At 40.2% G+C, this 14,082-nt stretch carries 13 protein-coding genes; 9 read left to right on the top strand and 4 right to left on the bottom strand.

All coding sequences use genetic code 11. The features are described from left to right. The first annotated feature begins 51 nt into the window (after positions 1-51). Positions 52-252, top strand: coding sequence for a cold-shock protein (locus QYG89_RS09665; RefSeq protein ID WP_404316794.1), 201 nt, complete (start codon positions 52-54; stop codon positions 250-252). Positions 253-393: 141 nt separating this feature from the next. On the opposite strand, the gene QYG89_RS09660 is transcribed toward QYG89_RS09665, so the two are convergent. After that, entirely contained in the window at positions 394-1,239 is an 846-nt protein-coding gene (locus QYG89_RS09660) for an STAS domain-containing protein (protein WP_404316793.1), read from the bottom strand. Between the two features lie 187 nt (positions 1,240-1,426). Between QYG89_RS09660 and QYG89_RS09655 the strand changes: the two genes are divergently transcribed. From QYG89_RS09655 to QYG89_RS09635, 5 genes are all read left to right on the top strand, one after another. Next, positions 1,427-1,612 (top strand): hypothetical protein, encoded by a 186-nt coding sequence (locus QYG89_RS09655; RefSeq protein ID WP_404316792.1) that lies wholly within the window; start codon positions 1,427-1,429, stop codon positions 1,610-1,612. A 128-nt stretch (positions 1,613-1,740) separates the two neighbouring features. Beyond that, positions 1,741-3,174 (top strand): MocR-like pyridoxine biosynthesis transcription factor PdxR, encoded by a 1,434-nt coding sequence (gene pdxR, locus QYG89_RS09650; RefSeq protein WP_404316791.1) that lies wholly within the window; start codon positions 1,741-1,743, stop codon positions 3,172-3,174. 137 nt (positions 3,175-3,311) lie between these two features. Beyond that, on the top strand, positions 3,312-4,304 hold the full coding sequence (locus tag QYG89_RS09645) for a zinc-binding dehydrogenase (protein WP_404316789.1): 993 nt from the start codon (positions 3,312-3,314) through the stop codon (positions 4,302-4,304). A 267-nt stretch (positions 4,305-4,571) separates the two neighbouring features. Continuing rightward, positions 4,572-5,768 carry a class I SAM-dependent rRNA methyltransferase gene (locus tag QYG89_RS09640; RefSeq protein WP_404316788.1) on the top strand — a complete coding sequence of 399 codons (1,197 nt, stop codon included), beginning with the start codon at positions 4,572-4,574 and terminating at the stop codon, positions 5,766-5,768. Positions 5,769-6,205: 437 nt separating this feature from the next. After that, positions 6,206-7,621, top strand: a complete 1,416-nt coding sequence (locus tag QYG89_RS09635; RefSeq protein ID WP_404316786.1) for an amino acid permease — start codon at positions 6,206-6,208, stop codon at positions 7,619-7,621. Positions 7,622-7,700: 79 nt separating this feature from the next. On the opposite strand, the gene QYG89_RS09630 is transcribed toward QYG89_RS09635, so the two are convergent. Beyond that, a complete protein-coding gene (locus tag QYG89_RS09630) occupies positions 7,701-8,456 on the bottom strand; it encodes an IclR family transcriptional regulator (protein ID WP_404316785.1) in 756 nt (251 codons plus the stop codon). 155 nt (positions 8,457-8,611) lie between these two features. Between QYG89_RS09630 and QYG89_RS09625 the strand changes: the two genes are divergently transcribed. The 3 genes from QYG89_RS09625 (at position 8,612) to QYG89_RS09615 (ending at position 12,045) form a co-directional block, all read left to right on the top strand. After that, the gene (locus QYG89_RS09625) at positions 8,612-9,490 is read left to right on the top strand and encodes a dimethylarginine dimethylaminohydrolase family protein (protein WP_404316784.1); all 879 of its coding nucleotides are present in this window, start codon (positions 8,612-8,614) and stop codon (positions 9,488-9,490) included. 37 nt (positions 9,491-9,527) lie between these two features. Next, complete coding sequence (locus tag QYG89_RS09620) at positions 9,528-10,289, top strand: dimethylarginine dimethylaminohydrolase family protein (protein ID WP_404316783.1); 762 nt, start codon at positions 9,528-9,530, stop codon at positions 10,287-10,289. A gap of 157 nt (positions 10,290-10,446) precedes the next feature. Continuing rightward, positions 10,447-12,045: a M20/M25/M40 family metallo-hydrolase gene (locus QYG89_RS09615; protein ID WP_404316782.1), complete on the top strand. Its 1,599-nt coding sequence runs from the start codon at positions 10,447-10,449 to the stop codon at positions 12,043-12,045. A 128-nt stretch (positions 12,046-12,173) separates the two neighbouring features. Here QYG89_RS09615 and QYG89_RS09610 read toward each other — a convergent pair whose 3' ends face one another. Both QYG89_RS09610 and QYG89_RS09605 read right to left on the bottom strand, forming a co-directional pair. Beyond that, positions 12,174-13,370 (bottom strand): MFS transporter, encoded by a 1,197-nt coding sequence (locus QYG89_RS09610; protein ID WP_404316781.1) that lies wholly within the window; start codon positions 13,368-13,370, stop codon positions 12,174-12,176. Between the two features lie 119 nt (positions 13,371-13,489). Continuing rightward, positions 13,490-13,834: a hypothetical protein gene (locus QYG89_RS09605; RefSeq protein WP_404316780.1), complete on the bottom strand. Its 345-nt coding sequence runs from the start codon at positions 13,832-13,834 to the stop codon at positions 13,490-13,492. Between the last annotated feature and the right edge of the window lie 248 nt (positions 13,835-14,082).

The raw sequence follows: 14,082 nt of genomic DNA, 5'->3' as shown, positions 1-14,082 counted from the left end.
CATAAGTCTGTAAGTGCAATCTGTTATTTATAAGCTGGGAGGCAACAAAAAATGGAACATGGTAAAGTAAAATGGTTTAACAGTGAAAAAGGGTTCGGCTTTATTGAACGAGAAGGCGGCGAGGACGTATTTGTTCATTTCTCCGCTATTCAATCAGAAGGTTATAAAACCTTGGAAGAAGGCCAAGAAGTAACATTTGACGTTGAAGAAGGCCAACGCGGCCCGCAAGCGACAAACGTAACGCCAGTATAATTCACTAAACCACAGGGACTGTCTCGTAAAGGTCTGATCTCACTTTCAATAGACTGTATACAGTGGATGTTCATCCATGACATATACAATGTATTGTTGATGTGGGGGCTGACCTATATTGTGAGACAGTCCTTTTTTGCATTATAGATTCGATTGTTTTCCAAAATGTAACCTTTTTAATGCTTCTTGAAGATTGACGAAGGGATTCAATTCATCAAAATGAATGCCAAGATTAACGATGGTTTGAGCGATTTCGGGCCGGATGCCGGTTAAATGGGCTTCAACTCCTATTAACTTTAATGCTCTGATCACTTGAAAGAGTTGATCACCTACCATTGTGTCGATAATAGGGACACCGGATACATCAATAATCATATGGGACAGACTCATGCGGGCTCCTTCATTCAACGCAACGTCCATGATGAGCTTGGCCCGGTGTGTATCAATGGCTCCAACGAGTGGAATCACTGCTATGCCTTCTGCGATAGGAACAACAGGAACAGATAGTTCTTCGAGTGCTGTATAAGCGATTTTCATTAATTTATTGCTGTGGGCTTCGTACACCTCACCAATCACTTTACATACTTGATCAATTAAAGGGTCAATCATTTTTGATACATCAAGCATTGTGATCGCTGCGAACCTTCTCTGTTCCAACTCCACTGTGAATACATCCCAAATGACTGTACGATAAGTCGCCACTTCTCTTAAAACATTACTTAAGGAAATATTGTATTGAATAGCGATTTCGGCTGTTTTCCTTCCCCACTTTTCCACCTCTTCGGCAACGAGGCTTCCTTCTTCATATAAAGCCCGGCCGAAACATTTCATGAGCTCGGCCCGATAGTTCGTTTGCTCGTTTAATGACAAGTTAGCTTTCGTTAAGTGTTGTTTCCCTTCTTCATTTAATGAACTTTCTACCCTGTGTGCTAGAGTTAGGTGATTGTCCACGATTTTCTGGCCTATGTATAGAAGTTCATCTTTCATTTTAAATGCCAACTCCTTATGATAGAATTAGATTTATTATAATCTATTTTAGAAAAATAGGCGGAATTATGCTCCTTTTCCTAAAGTGGATGGGCAAATTAATCGTAAAGTGGATGGTCCTTTTTTAAGAAAATGGCTTAAAATAGAGAGTAAGTATGTTATATGTGCGGTGTGAGAGGAGAGAAAGATGGTTATATTATTCATATGTACTGTGCTTTTGGTAGCAGTCGGGGCTTATGGGACAATGCTAAGCACTAGGGGAGACAATGAGTATAGACAAGCGGCGAAAGGAAACATCGCTCGTTTATCATGGATTTATGCTGTCGTAGTGACGCTTTCCCTAGCAGCAGTAGGTCTGTATATTGCTTTTTAAGGAAATGAGCTTTTCTACCTTTATTTAGCATCTCAACGTATACAAAATAGTCCTTTTATCAAGACCTGTCTACAAACCTAAGAGACAGGTTTTTTGCTTTGTTAGTAAAGGTGAAAGGGGCAAGATGAATGGAATGGAAGCCAGATCACACAGATAAACAGCCGATATATAAGCAGATTGCCCAATATATTGAACGTAAAATCTCGAATGGTGACTATGGTGCTGGAAGTAAACTACCATCAGAGCGGACATTAGCAAAGGAATTAAAGGTAAATCGCAGCACTGTAACTGCCGCTTATGAAGAACTTCGGGCAGCAGGGATTGTTACTAGAAGAGAAGGAAGCGGTACGCATGTTTCCGCCGATATATGGGGATTGTCAAAAAAGCGTACGCCAAATTGGAATCGGTATGTCGAGTTTGGTTCGCTCTTGCCTAACGATCCTTTAGCAAGACGAATTCGTAAAGAAACTTGGGAAAAGGACATCATTAATTTCGCTACTGGTGAACTATCTGCGGATTTGTTTCCGTTGCTGTATTTTCAAAAACTATTATCTGAAAAAACGTTTGATGGTTTTCTTGGCTATGATCATCCAAAAGGGAATTTATCACTTCGGGAAACGGTTGTTTCGCACGTAAAGGAGTACAAAAAGATTGAGACCGGGACTTCATCAATAATGATTACTTCTGGCGCTCAGCAAGCAATTCATTTAATCGTCCAGTGTTTGTTAAAGCCAGGTGATGCGGTGGCGATAGAAGATCCTTCTTACAATTTTTCACTGCCGTTGTTTCAGTCTGCCGGCCTGCGGACATTCTTGCTGCCCGTAGATAAACATGGGGTACGGCCGGAAGACATTCTTTCTTTGTACGAAAAACATCGCATTCGCATGGTGTTTTTAAATCCTAACTTTCAAAACCCTACCGGTACTGTTCTTCATCATCGGCGAAGGAAGCAAATCTTGGAGTTATCTTCTTTATATGGAATTCCAATTATTGAAGATGATCCGTACAGCCTTACTTCTTTTTCAGGAAAAATTAATTCTACCTTAAAGTCAATGGATCAAAACGGCAGCGTCGTCTATATCACTTCATTAACTAAGGTGGTGGCATCAGGATTAAGAATAGGCTGGATGATCGGACCAGAGGCTGTGATTGAGCGGCTGGCAGATGCCAAGCAGCAAATTGATTTCGGGCATAGTATCTTTCCGCAATGGGTGGCTGATCAATTTTTGTCTTCAGACAGTTTTTCCAATCACATCGCTTTATTAAGAACTGAACTCAAGCGAAAAAGGGATTTGCTAGTGACGAGTATGAGGGAATATTTAGGCAGCAAAGTGACGTTTCAAGTCCCAGATGGCGGTATACATTTGTGGGCGAAGTTAAACGCGGATATCGATGAAAATAAATTATTAGAAGAAGCGATCAATCATGGGGTGGCTTTTGTTCCAGGGCGTTTACTAGGATCAGAAAAAGGAAATATGCGTTTTACATTTTCCCGCCCGGATGCAAGTGAAATTAAAGAAGGTATTTCTAGATTTGCTCAGGCTCTGCATCTATTTGAGTAAACGAATAAAACAGCGTAGTGGCAAACCACTTCGCTTCATACTAAAATAAAGAGAAGGAGCGATCGTTTGGACACCGAAGAAGGACACCTGCTCAAATGTTAGATAGATAGACTGTTAACGGACATGGAGGGATAGGAATGAAGGCAATTGTTCATGCGGAAACATTGGGTTTTGGCGGACTTACATATCGAGAAATGGAAGAAAGACAGCCGGGAGCTGGGGAAGTGAGTGTTCGGCTGAAAACAGCGGGATTAAATCATCGGGATTTATTCGTGCTTAACCGTCATAAACCAACAGATCCGCCTTTAATTATTGGCTCTGATGGGGCTGGAATTGTAGAAGCTGTCGGAGAGGGAGTAACAGGAGTTGAAGTGGGCGATGAAGTGATGATCAATCCGGGACTAGGCTGGCAGAAAAACAGTGAGGCTCCTCCTGCAGGATTTGAAGTTGTCGGTCTTCCTTTTCATGGAACGTTTGCAGAGAAAATTATTGTCCCTGCTGAAAATGTGGCATCAAAGCCGGCCTACTTAACGTGGGAAGAAGCCGGAGTCTTGTCATTGGCTGCACTAACAGCATATCGTGCGTTGTTCACACGAGGGCAAGTGAAGCCGGGAATGAAAGTATTGATTCCAGGAATCGGAAGCGGTGTAGCGACATTTTTACTGCAATTTGCGAAAGCGGCAGGAGCGGTCGTGTATGTCACGTCACGTTCAAAAGAAAAGAACGAAAAAGCACTGGCCCTTGGCGCAGACAAGGCGCTTGACAGTAACGCAGATTGGACAGAAGTGCTCGAAGGGGAAAAAATGGATCTCGTTATTGAGTGTGTCGGAGCAGCAACGTTCAACAAATCATTGGAACAGCTGCGTCCGGGCGGCACGATTGTCACGTTCGGTTCTTCCACGGGAGACGAGGTGTCAATCAACCTCCGTACTTTTTTCTATGGGCAGTTTAACCTTCTTGGTTCGACGATGGGAAGTACAGAAGAGTATCATGACATGTTAAAGTTTATTGAGAACCATCAAATCAAACCAATCATGGATGAAGTGTATCCACTCAGTGAATTTAGTAAAGCGTTTGAAAGATTGGAAAAAGCTGATCAATTAGGCAAGATCGGTTTTACTATTGGTTAATGAAGAAGCAGGGGCTGTTCCTTTGGTTTGGAACAACCCCTGTTTTTTTGATGATGGCGGCTGCAGGCGGTTGTTTTAGTAGGATAATGTGTAAAATAGCTCATAAGCAGAGAAAGTGAAACGGAATTATTTTTTAGAAAGGTTATGTTAATGACTAGTGTTGATTTTACCCCTTGGTTGATAGGAGCGCCCCCAGCAGAAATCAATAGGCGAGTTTAACAAAGCCTTTAGAAATAGCCAGAAAATAAACTAGGAATGAGTGACGAAATGAATAATAAAGTGCGTTTGAAAGTAAAGCCGGCTTTTGTGAAGAAAATGAAAGCGGGCTATCCGCTTGTTGATGCAGAGGCGGTAATCAATAAACAGGATGTAACGTCGGAAGGAACACTTATTGAGCTGGTTGATGAGAGAGGACAATTTATTGCACAGGGGTATTATGGAGAACAAAATAAAGGGATCGGCTGGGTGTTAAGTAAGAATGCCCATGAGGGGATCAATAAAGAATTCTTTAAAGGTAAAATCAAACGTGCATTAGACGAGCGGGCTGCTTTTTTTAATGATCAGGATACGACGGCTTTCAGGGTGTTTAATGGTGAAGGTGATGGGATCGGCGGCATGACGATCGATTATTTTGACGGTTTTTACTTAATTAATTGGTATAGCGAAGGCATATATCGCTTTAAAGCAGCCATCATTGATTCATTAATGGCTTTAATGGATGTGAAAGGCATCTATGAAAAAAAGCGGTTTGCTAAGAAGGGTGCGTATATGGAGGACGATGATTTTGTAATAGGAGAGCATGCGCCAGCTCCGTTAATCGTAAAAGAAAATGGCATGAACTTTGCGATTTATTTAAATGAAGGAGCTATGGTCGGGGTGTTTCTTGATCAGCGGGATGTACGAAAAGCCATTCGAGAGAACTATGCAGATGGAAAGCATGTGTTAAATACTTTTTCGTATACGGGAGCATTTTCTATTGCGGCCGCACTCGGAGGAGCTGCCAAGACGACGAGTGTGGACCTTGCTAACCGCAGCAGAAGCAAAACAGCGGAGCACTTTATGATCAATGGAATCGATGATGGGACACAGGATATCATTGTAGAAGATGTGTTCAACTATTTTAAATATGCAGTTCGAAAGCAATTAACGTTTGATATGGTGATCCTTGATCCGCCAAGCTTTGCCCGTTCCAAAAAGCACACATTTAGTGCGGGGAAGGATTACCCGGCGCTGCTCCAGGAAGCGATTCAAATTACAGAAAAAAACGGCATCATCGTTGCTTCCTCCAACTGCAGCACATTCAGTATGAGAAAATTCAAAGGATTTATTGAAAAGGCATTTAAAGAAACGGGTGATACATATAACATCCTGCGCGAATTCGGTCTGCCTAAAGATTTTAAAACGAATCCGGAGTTTAAAGAAGGTGATTATTTAAAAGTAGTCATCATCCAAAAAACAACATAAATAAAAGATTTTATCCAGCGATAGGTTGACTCAAAACAGTCTGACTTCACTAGTAGTATACTGTATATAGTAGATATTAATTATTCTAATATACAATATATTGCTGTAGTGTCTGACATTTTGTTTTTGAGTCAGCCTTTTCTTATGTCAATTCGGCTTCGTTGTGAAGCGAAAGGAATCTTATTGAGTGCAGGAGATGGAAATAAATTTTTCTTTTATAAAAATATTTCCGACTATTTAAAAAAGATTGACGGGTTGACTATATATTATTTATAATTTAACCAATAACATTTCCTTTAGATAGAATTTTATTCCACTGTACGGAAAATAGAAGCTGGCAGGACGGGAGTTTAGTGAATTCAAAGCCATATTCTATTAAGGAAGCGGTTTCATTTTAAGGGAAACAGTAAATATTCCAAGGATAGGAGGGGAATATCATGAAAGATATTCAATCCCATGAGCAGTTAAATCGCTCCATGAAAAAACGCCATTTATTTATGCTTTCGCTCGGAGGAGTAATTGGCACCGGCCTTTTTTTGAATGTAGGCTATACAATTAACCAAGCAGGTGCCGGAGGAGCTTTGTTTGGTTATTTAGTTGGTGGTTTGATTTTATATATGGTAATGGTTTGCCTAGGCGAGCTTGCTGTTCACATGCCGGTTACAGGTTCATTCCAAAAATATGCTGCTGAATATATTAGCCCCTCTGCCGGTTTTTCGCTTGGATGGATGTATTTTGTAGGATCGGCCGCTACTGCAGGAGTCGAGTTTACAGCAGCTGGAATTTTGATGAAACAATGGTTCCCTCATACACCTGTATGGATTTGGTGTGCTGTGTTCATCGTGCTTTTATTTGCACTAAATGCGTTAACTACGAGAGGTTTCGCAGAGGCAGAGTATTGGTTCTCTGCTATAAAGGTGGTTGCAGTCATCGCATTTATTGTAATTGGAATTGCAGGAATATTTGGTTTTATTCCTTTATCTGATCGTCCAACACCATTCTTTACGAATTTAGCTCCTTCTGGACTGTTTCCAGCAGGGATTGCGATTATCTTTATTACAATGATGAATGTTATATTTTCCTACCAAGGCTCAGAATTAATAGGTATTGCTGCGGGAGAAAGTGAAGATCCCGAAAAAAATATACCTAGAGCGATTCGAAATGTACTTTTCAGAATTATTATATTTTATATAGCTTCCATTATTGTTCTATCGGCTATCTTCCCTTCGTCTGAATTAGGTTTATTAGAAAGTCCTTTTGTTACTTTAATGAAGATTGCAGGAGTTCCTTATGCAGCGGGTATCATGAATTTCATTATTTTAACTGCTATTCTCTCAGTTGGAAATTCATGCATTTACGCGTCTACACGTTTACTATGGTCGATGGCTAATGATGGAATGGCACCTAAGATGTTCGGAAAGCTGTCGAAAAGAAAGGTACCGTTCAATGCGCTTGTATTTACAATGTCTTTTTCGCTATTGTCGTTATTAACTAGCTTTATTGCTGCTGATACTGTATTCGTATTGCTTATGTCAATCGCAGGAATTGCTGTGACGATTTCGTGGATGGGAATTGCTTTATCACAATACATGTTCCGGAAAAAGTTTATTAAAGCAGGCGGAAAAGTAGAGCAATTACAATATAAAGTCCGTTTCTATCCGTTCGTTCCATTGTTTTGTTTAGGATTCTGCACGTTCATTCTAGTGTTTCTTGCTTTTGATCCTACTCAACGAATTGGCTTGTTTTATGGACTGGGATTTTTGATTTTCTGTATGTTGTTTTATAAATTTAAGCTGGCAAAAAAAGTAGATTCTACGGAAAACAATGATGCTAGTAATGGAAATGTAATCTAGTATTAGCTTAGGTATTGATTAAACAAGGAATGGATCGGTTCGTAAATACCGATCCATTCCTTGTTTTTGTAATTTATTTTTATGATCCCCTATATCCTAATTTTGCAGAAATGCGCTTACCTGTTTCTATCACATTCTTAATAAGAAAATTAAGTCTGTCATCTGTCAAATTAAAGCTGACAATCCCGATACTCACTGCACCATAAACTTCTCCAAAATGGTCCAGGATCGGAGCAGCAACAGAGATGGTGCCTTCTGTCCTTTCACTGTGACTCATGCCATATCCTTTCATTTTAGTTTCTTGCAGCGTATCCCAAAGAGCAGATCTTTCCTGTTCTGGGAGAAGAGTATCTACAATTTTTTTTGCTTGCTTATAGGGCATATATGCAAGCATCACCTTATTAGCAGCTCCAACGGGCATTGGGACTTTTAAGCCGAGTTGGTCATACACCCGAATTTGATTCTTTTCACTGTCGATGCGTTCGATAATAAGCGACTCCATTCCGGTTGGCTGACTAAGATAGACGCTTTCTTCTACTTGGTTCATTAAAATTTCCAACTCAGGTCTTATTTTACTGACATAGTCCATTTTGTCATACATTTGCAGGCCATATTCCAACCAAATATTACCTAAACCGTATTGTTTGGATTGTTCATCTTGTTGGATTAAGCCGTGTTTAGACATCGCTTTTAACAAACGATGCATGGAACTGATAGGAAGATCGCATTCTTGCGATAGTTCCGTAATAGACAGCCAGTTTTCTGTAGATTTAGAAACTAATACATTAATCACGTTCATTGCCCGATCAATCGATTGCATACATTTATCACCCATCCCTTATCCTTCATTACATGAAATAAAAACTTATTAAAATAATTAAAACGTATTGACAGTATACCATATTCAAATTTATAATTTAATAAAGTTTCCTATCAACGGAATAGTTTTCCGTTATACGGAAAAGTCTACAAAGGAAGAAGGGGTAGAAAATGACACATTGTTCGTCTATGTACAAACCATTAGAACGCGTGATCGTAAAACATCCAAACAACGCCTTTATCAGCCAAGAGCAAATCAATAAAGAATGGAAAGAGTTTAATTATATAGAAGCACCTGATTTTAATGAGTCCGTAACAGAGTATGCTGACTTTATCTCTATTTTAGAAAAGCATGTTCCTAACATCGATTATTTACCTCGATCATCAAAAGTCGGCATGGACTCCTTATATGCGCATGACCCTGTTAAATTCACAAGTGAAGGCGCCATTATTTTAAAGTCAGGAAAAGAATTGAGACAGCCTGAAGCAGGTGTTTATAAGGAATTCCTTGAAGAAAAGAACATCCCAATTATTGGTGAATTAACTGGTGACGCAGTGGCAGACGGCGGAGATATTGTGTGGCTGGATGACCGGACACTTGTTGTTGGGCGTGGTTATCGCACGAATGACGAAGCGATTCGTCAATTAAAAGAAATGACGGCTCACCTCGTTGATGAGTTTATCGTTGTTCAGCTGCCACACGATCAAGGAGAAGCAGAGTGTCTCCATTTGATGTCCTTTATCAGTATGGTTGATCGTGACTTAGCGGTCGTTCATTCCCGTCTTATGCCAGTCTTTTTCAGACAAATGCTGATCGAACGCGGCATCCAACTAGTTGAAGTGCCATACGATGAATATATGAGCTTAGGCTGCAATGTGCTTGCGCTAGCTCCCCGTGTTTGTGTGATGGTTTCTGGAAACGATTGCACGAAACAGCAGCTCCTTGATGCAGGAGCCACAGTATATGAATACAAAGGACAAGAAATCAGCTACAAAGGTACTGGTGGTCCAACTTGTTTAACATGTCCGGTTGTACGTACAAATCAATAATAAAAATGCTGCATGATAAATAATGGAGGGATAAAGTATGTTTAAAAATGTGATCGTAAAAACACCTGGAAAGAGCTATGTAAATGGATTAACAACATCTGACCTTGGTACTCCGGATTATGGAAAATTACTAGAGCAGCATGAGGCTTATGTGGAAGCTTTAAAACAATGCGGTGTTGAAGTGACACACTTGCCAGCAAGCGAAGAATTCCCAGATTCAACATTCGTTGAAGATACGGCTGTTTTAACTCCAGAATTTGCTGTTATTACGAATCCAGGAGCTGATTCAAGAAACGGCGAGATCAAAGAAATGGAATCTGTTCTAAAGAATTTCTATGAAAAATTCCATTATATTACTGCTCCTGGAACATTAGATGGAGGAGATATCCTTCAAATTGAAGACCATTTCTACATCGGTATTTCTGAGCGTACGAACACAGAAGGGGCACGCCAGTTAAAGGAAATCTTCGAATCTGAAGGCTATAAAGCGACAATTATTCAACTAAAAGAATTCTTCCATTTAAAAACAGGAATTGCTTACCTTGGAGACAACGTGATCGTAGTTGCGGGTGAATTTATCGATCATCCTGATTTTGCACAATACAAACAAATTAAAGTTACTGTTGAAGAAACATATTGCGCAAACTGTATCGCTGTAAATGACTATGTAATTATTCCAAAAGGGTATGAAGATACGAAACGTCAAATCAATGAAGCTGGTCACAAAACGATCGAATTAGACATGTCAGAGGTTCGTAAGCAAGACGGCGGATTAAGCTGCTTATCTTTACGCTTCTAAAACTTCAGATGAGACGAGACTGTTCCCAAAGCAAAGTGTCAGACCCCACAACAAGATAATGTATATTAGAAGGATGAACATCCGCTATAGGCCGTGTATCAACGATGAGGTCAGACACTTATGGAACAGCTCAAAACAAATTGGAAAGGTGATTATAATGAGCCGATTATTATGGGGAACTCCTGAAACGCTTCGTGCGCTGTTATGTGAACTTGTCAGTTGGGAAAGCCGTACACTTACAGATGGAGAACGAAGATTTGCTTATAACGTTCAAGAGAAATTAAATGAGCTGGATTATTTCAAAGATAATCCGGACTATCTATCACTTCATAAAGCTGATCTTGGCCGACATTTTGTGACTGCTTTTTACAAACATCCCGAGGCAAAGGAGACAGTCGTATTAATCAGCCATTTTGATACAGTCCAGACTGAAGAGTATGGAGATCTTGAACCGCTCGCTTTTCATCCAGAAGAGCTGACGAAGGAATTGCTTAATCGCAAAGATAGTTTACCGGAAGGAGCGCGTATTGATCTCGAATCTGGAAAGTATTTGTTTGGACGGGGCACAATGGATATGAAAATGGGTCTTGCTCTTCATATGGGTCTAATCGAAAAAGCAAGTATTGAGCAATGGCCAATCAATCTGATCCTATTAACCGTTCCTGATGAAGAAGTGAATTCTTCGGGGATGAGAGCAGCTGTTACAGAACTCGTAAATATGCGTGATAAATATGACCTTTCTTATAAAATGTTTTTAAATAGTGAACCGTCTTTCTCCCAGAAACCAGGTGATGACAAACATTACATCTATTCTGGAACGATCGGAAAAATTATGCCGGCCGCTCTATTTTACGGAAAGGAAACACATGTTGGTGAACCGCTAAAAGGAATGACGGCTAACTATATTGCTTCATTCCTGACGCAGTTGATGGAGTGGAATCCTCTTTTCCATGAGAAAGATCTTGGGGAAAACACACCTTTGCCAGTGTCGCTTCAGCAAAAGGACTTGAAGTTGCAATATTCCACACAGACACCTTATCGTGCAGTTGCGCTTTACAACGTTTTTCTTATGAAACGAACAGCTTCTGAAATTATGGATTTATTCGAGCAGATAGCACAGGAAGCAGCACAGAAGTGTAATGAGTCATATAAAGCGCTTTGCCAGCATGAACAAATTGAAGGTGTAGGACAAGTTCAAGTATTGCGTTATGAAAAACTGCTTTCTTATGCGGAGAAAAAACTCGGTACAGAGTTTATTGAACAAACAAAGAGGGACGTTCTGGAAAATGAGGAATGGGATGAACGTGAAAAATCACTGCGAATTGCTGACAAACTTCTGATTCAATGCCAGGAACTTGCGCCGGCTATTGTATTATTGTTTACACCGCCATATTATCCAGCTGTGAATACATCTAACGATCCGCTTATCATTGATTCCGTGAAGTTAGTGCAGGAAACAGCTCGAAAGTTCGATGTAGAAGTGAACCAAATGCATTATTTTAATGGTCTCTGTGATTTGAGTTATGTCCAATATACAGACGATTCTGACGGATGGGCGGCTTTTGAACAGAATACACCAGTCTGGGGCGAGGTTTATAGTATTCCTTTTGAGGATATGCGTCAACTGCAAGCTCCTGTATTCAATGTCGGACCATTCGGCAAAGATGCGCATCAGCGTACAGAACGTCTTCATATTGATAGTGCTTTCATTCATACTCCTGCCATGATTGACAGTTTAATAAAAAGTATGATGTAAAATTTGGTGGATATGCGATAGAGTAAGTCTATCGCATATTTGTGATTAGTAAGCAGCAGAAAGACATTCATTGAATGAAAAAGAAGATGTCAGAAATTTTCCGACATCTTCTTTTTTTGATTCTTTTCCTATTTAAGCAAAGCTGGATCGTGATGTTCTATTTTTTTTCTTTTTTGCCACGTCATTGAGATGAGAAACGTAACGACAAGAACGATAAGGCCGAGTAGGAATGGGGAGTACATATGCACGTCGTATAGAAGACCGGCGAGCATTGGTCCGAGCACATTGCCGATACTCATATAAGCATTATTCATGCCCATCGCAAATCCCTGTTCATTGCCTGCAAGTTTGGAGATCAGTGTATTCAACACCGGGCGTAAAATGGATGAAGCAGAAAAAATAGTAAGTGTAACGATAAAAAATAAAACGTAGCTGGAAGAAAACAACGATAATAAGAAACCAGCTGCTATGACAGCGAGAAATATATTCAGTACTGTTCCTTCACCATACCTACGTACGATGCGGTCAACGACGAATATTTGCACGATGACACTAAGAATTCCATTTACCGTCACCATTATAGCGATTTCTTGTGGAGTGGCGCTAAATTCGTCATTTAGAAAAAGTCCAATAATGGACTCATAGGCCATTAAACCGAAGCTCATGACAAGAGTAATAACGAGCGGAATAAAGTACGGTTTATGAACAGATTGCGCCAGTTTTTTCACCATTGGATCCGAATCTGCTTCTGATGAAAAGCTGCCTGTTTCTTTGCTTTCTTTTAACCAAATAGCAGAAAAGATGACAGCAGCGAGCCCGACAATTGCAGAGACGAGCAGCGGTATTTTTAATCCGAAGTCTGTAAAGAATCCGCCGACACCAGGGCCAACGACGAATCCAAGGGACATAGCGGCAGAAATCAGGCTGTTGCCTTTGGCACGCTGCTCCATTGTCGTGATATCCGCAACATAGGCGAAGATAGCTGGAATTAACAAGGCGGCACCGATTCCGCCAATGGCGCGCGACACATATAAAATACCGATCGAATTAGAAAAATAAAACACGAACATTGATAGAGCCAGTCCGCTAAGCCCGACGATGATCATAATTCGACGGCCATATTGATCGGCCCATTTTCCAGCCAGGGGGGACATGAGGAGCTGAGTGCCAGAAAAAATGGCGATCATTAACCCAGCAGCCGTCCCACCTTCGCCGATAGAGACTAAGTAAGCAGGGAGAATAGGAATAATAATACCGAAGCTGCCAACCGCAATGAACATATTTATCATTAAAATTATCATCTTTTTACGCTGTTCTGGTAACAAGGCGCACACCTTCTTTCTTCGTACAATTCATGATGAAAATGCTAACTATTTAGTATAACAAGGATTGAGGAAGAAAGTCAATTAGGTGTGGGATGTTTAAAGTAAGTTATTTGCAGTATTTAAGCATGGAAGCCGATGAGTGTGGCTTTTTTATCGAGGCCGACAGTATCTTTGTTAGGGAATGTGATAACTGAACTGATATATTCCCATCTGATGAAGAGGTGAACAGGGCATGTTTCTTCTTTTTGTTGGTCGGCTGGGATTTCGGTTCCTGTGTCATCTAATACCTCAGTTCGTTTGTGACAAGGGTTTTCGACCCAGATTCCCATGCTTTCCACGTGCATTAACTTCACCATGTACCAATCTTCCGGATGATAAATACCCGTGATAGAGCCGACAAGTTCTTCTGGAAAGTTGCGAAGTCTAATTTGGATTTTTTGGTTGACGAAAGTATCTAAGTACACATAATCACTCCTTTAAATAAATCTGTTCCTACGTCTAGTTACCCCGTATGCAGGAAGTGAAACAAGTTGCTTTACTTGTCATTTCAAATTTCTACCGGTAAATATAGAAAGATCAAAAAAGCTGTTAAGCTGATGAATGGGATAACTAATAAGGAGAGCAAGAATATGGGTGTCTATAAATCAAACAACAAAAAATTGTATGAATAATCTCATTATTTCTAAAAAATTATAGGATTATTTATAATAAT

It is taken from the genome of Bacillus lumedeiriae, assembly GCF_044891285.1.
Taxonomy (GTDB): Bacteria; Bacillota; Bacilli; order Bacillales; family Domibacillaceae; genus Pseudobacillus; species Pseudobacillus lumedeiriae.
This window is presented reverse-complemented; position numbering and strand designations above follow the sequence as displayed.

Coding starts and splice junctions, on each gene's coding strand:
- QYG89_RS09665 (WP_404316794.1), top strand. CDS start 52: ATGGAACATGGTAAAGTAAAATGGTTTAACAGTGAAAAAGGGTTCGGC.
- QYG89_RS09660 (WP_404316793.1), bottom strand. CDS start 1,239: ATGAAAGATGAACTTCTATACATAGGCCAGAAAATCGTGGACAATCAC.
- QYG89_RS09655 (WP_404316792.1), top strand. CDS start 1,427: ATGGTTATATTATTCATATGTACTGTGCTTTTGGTAGCAGTCGGGGCT.
- pdxR (WP_404316791.1), top strand. CDS start 1,741: ATGGAATGGAAGCCAGATCACACAGATAAACAGCCGATATATAAGCAG.
- QYG89_RS09645 (WP_404316789.1), top strand. CDS start 3,312: ATGAAGGCAATTGTTCATGCGGAAACATTGGGTTTTGGCGGACTTACA.
- QYG89_RS09640 (WP_404316788.1), top strand. CDS start 4,572: ATGAATAATAAAGTGCGTTTGAAAGTAAAGCCGGCTTTTGTGAAGAAA.
- QYG89_RS09635 (WP_404316786.1), top strand. CDS start 6,206: ATGAAAGATATTCAATCCCATGAGCAGTTAAATCGCTCCATGAAAAAA.
- QYG89_RS09630 (WP_404316785.1), bottom strand. CDS start 8,456: ATGGGTGATAAATGTATGCAATCGATTGATCGGGCAATGAACGTGATT.
- QYG89_RS09625 (WP_404316784.1), top strand. CDS start 8,612: ATGACACATTGTTCGTCTATGTACAAACCATTAGAACGCGTGATCGTA.
- QYG89_RS09620 (WP_404316783.1), top strand. CDS start 9,528: ATGTTTAAAAATGTGATCGTAAAAACACCTGGAAAGAGCTATGTAAAT.
- QYG89_RS09615 (WP_404316782.1), top strand. CDS start 10,447: ATGAGCCGATTATTATGGGGAACTCCTGAAACGCTTCGTGCGCTGTTA.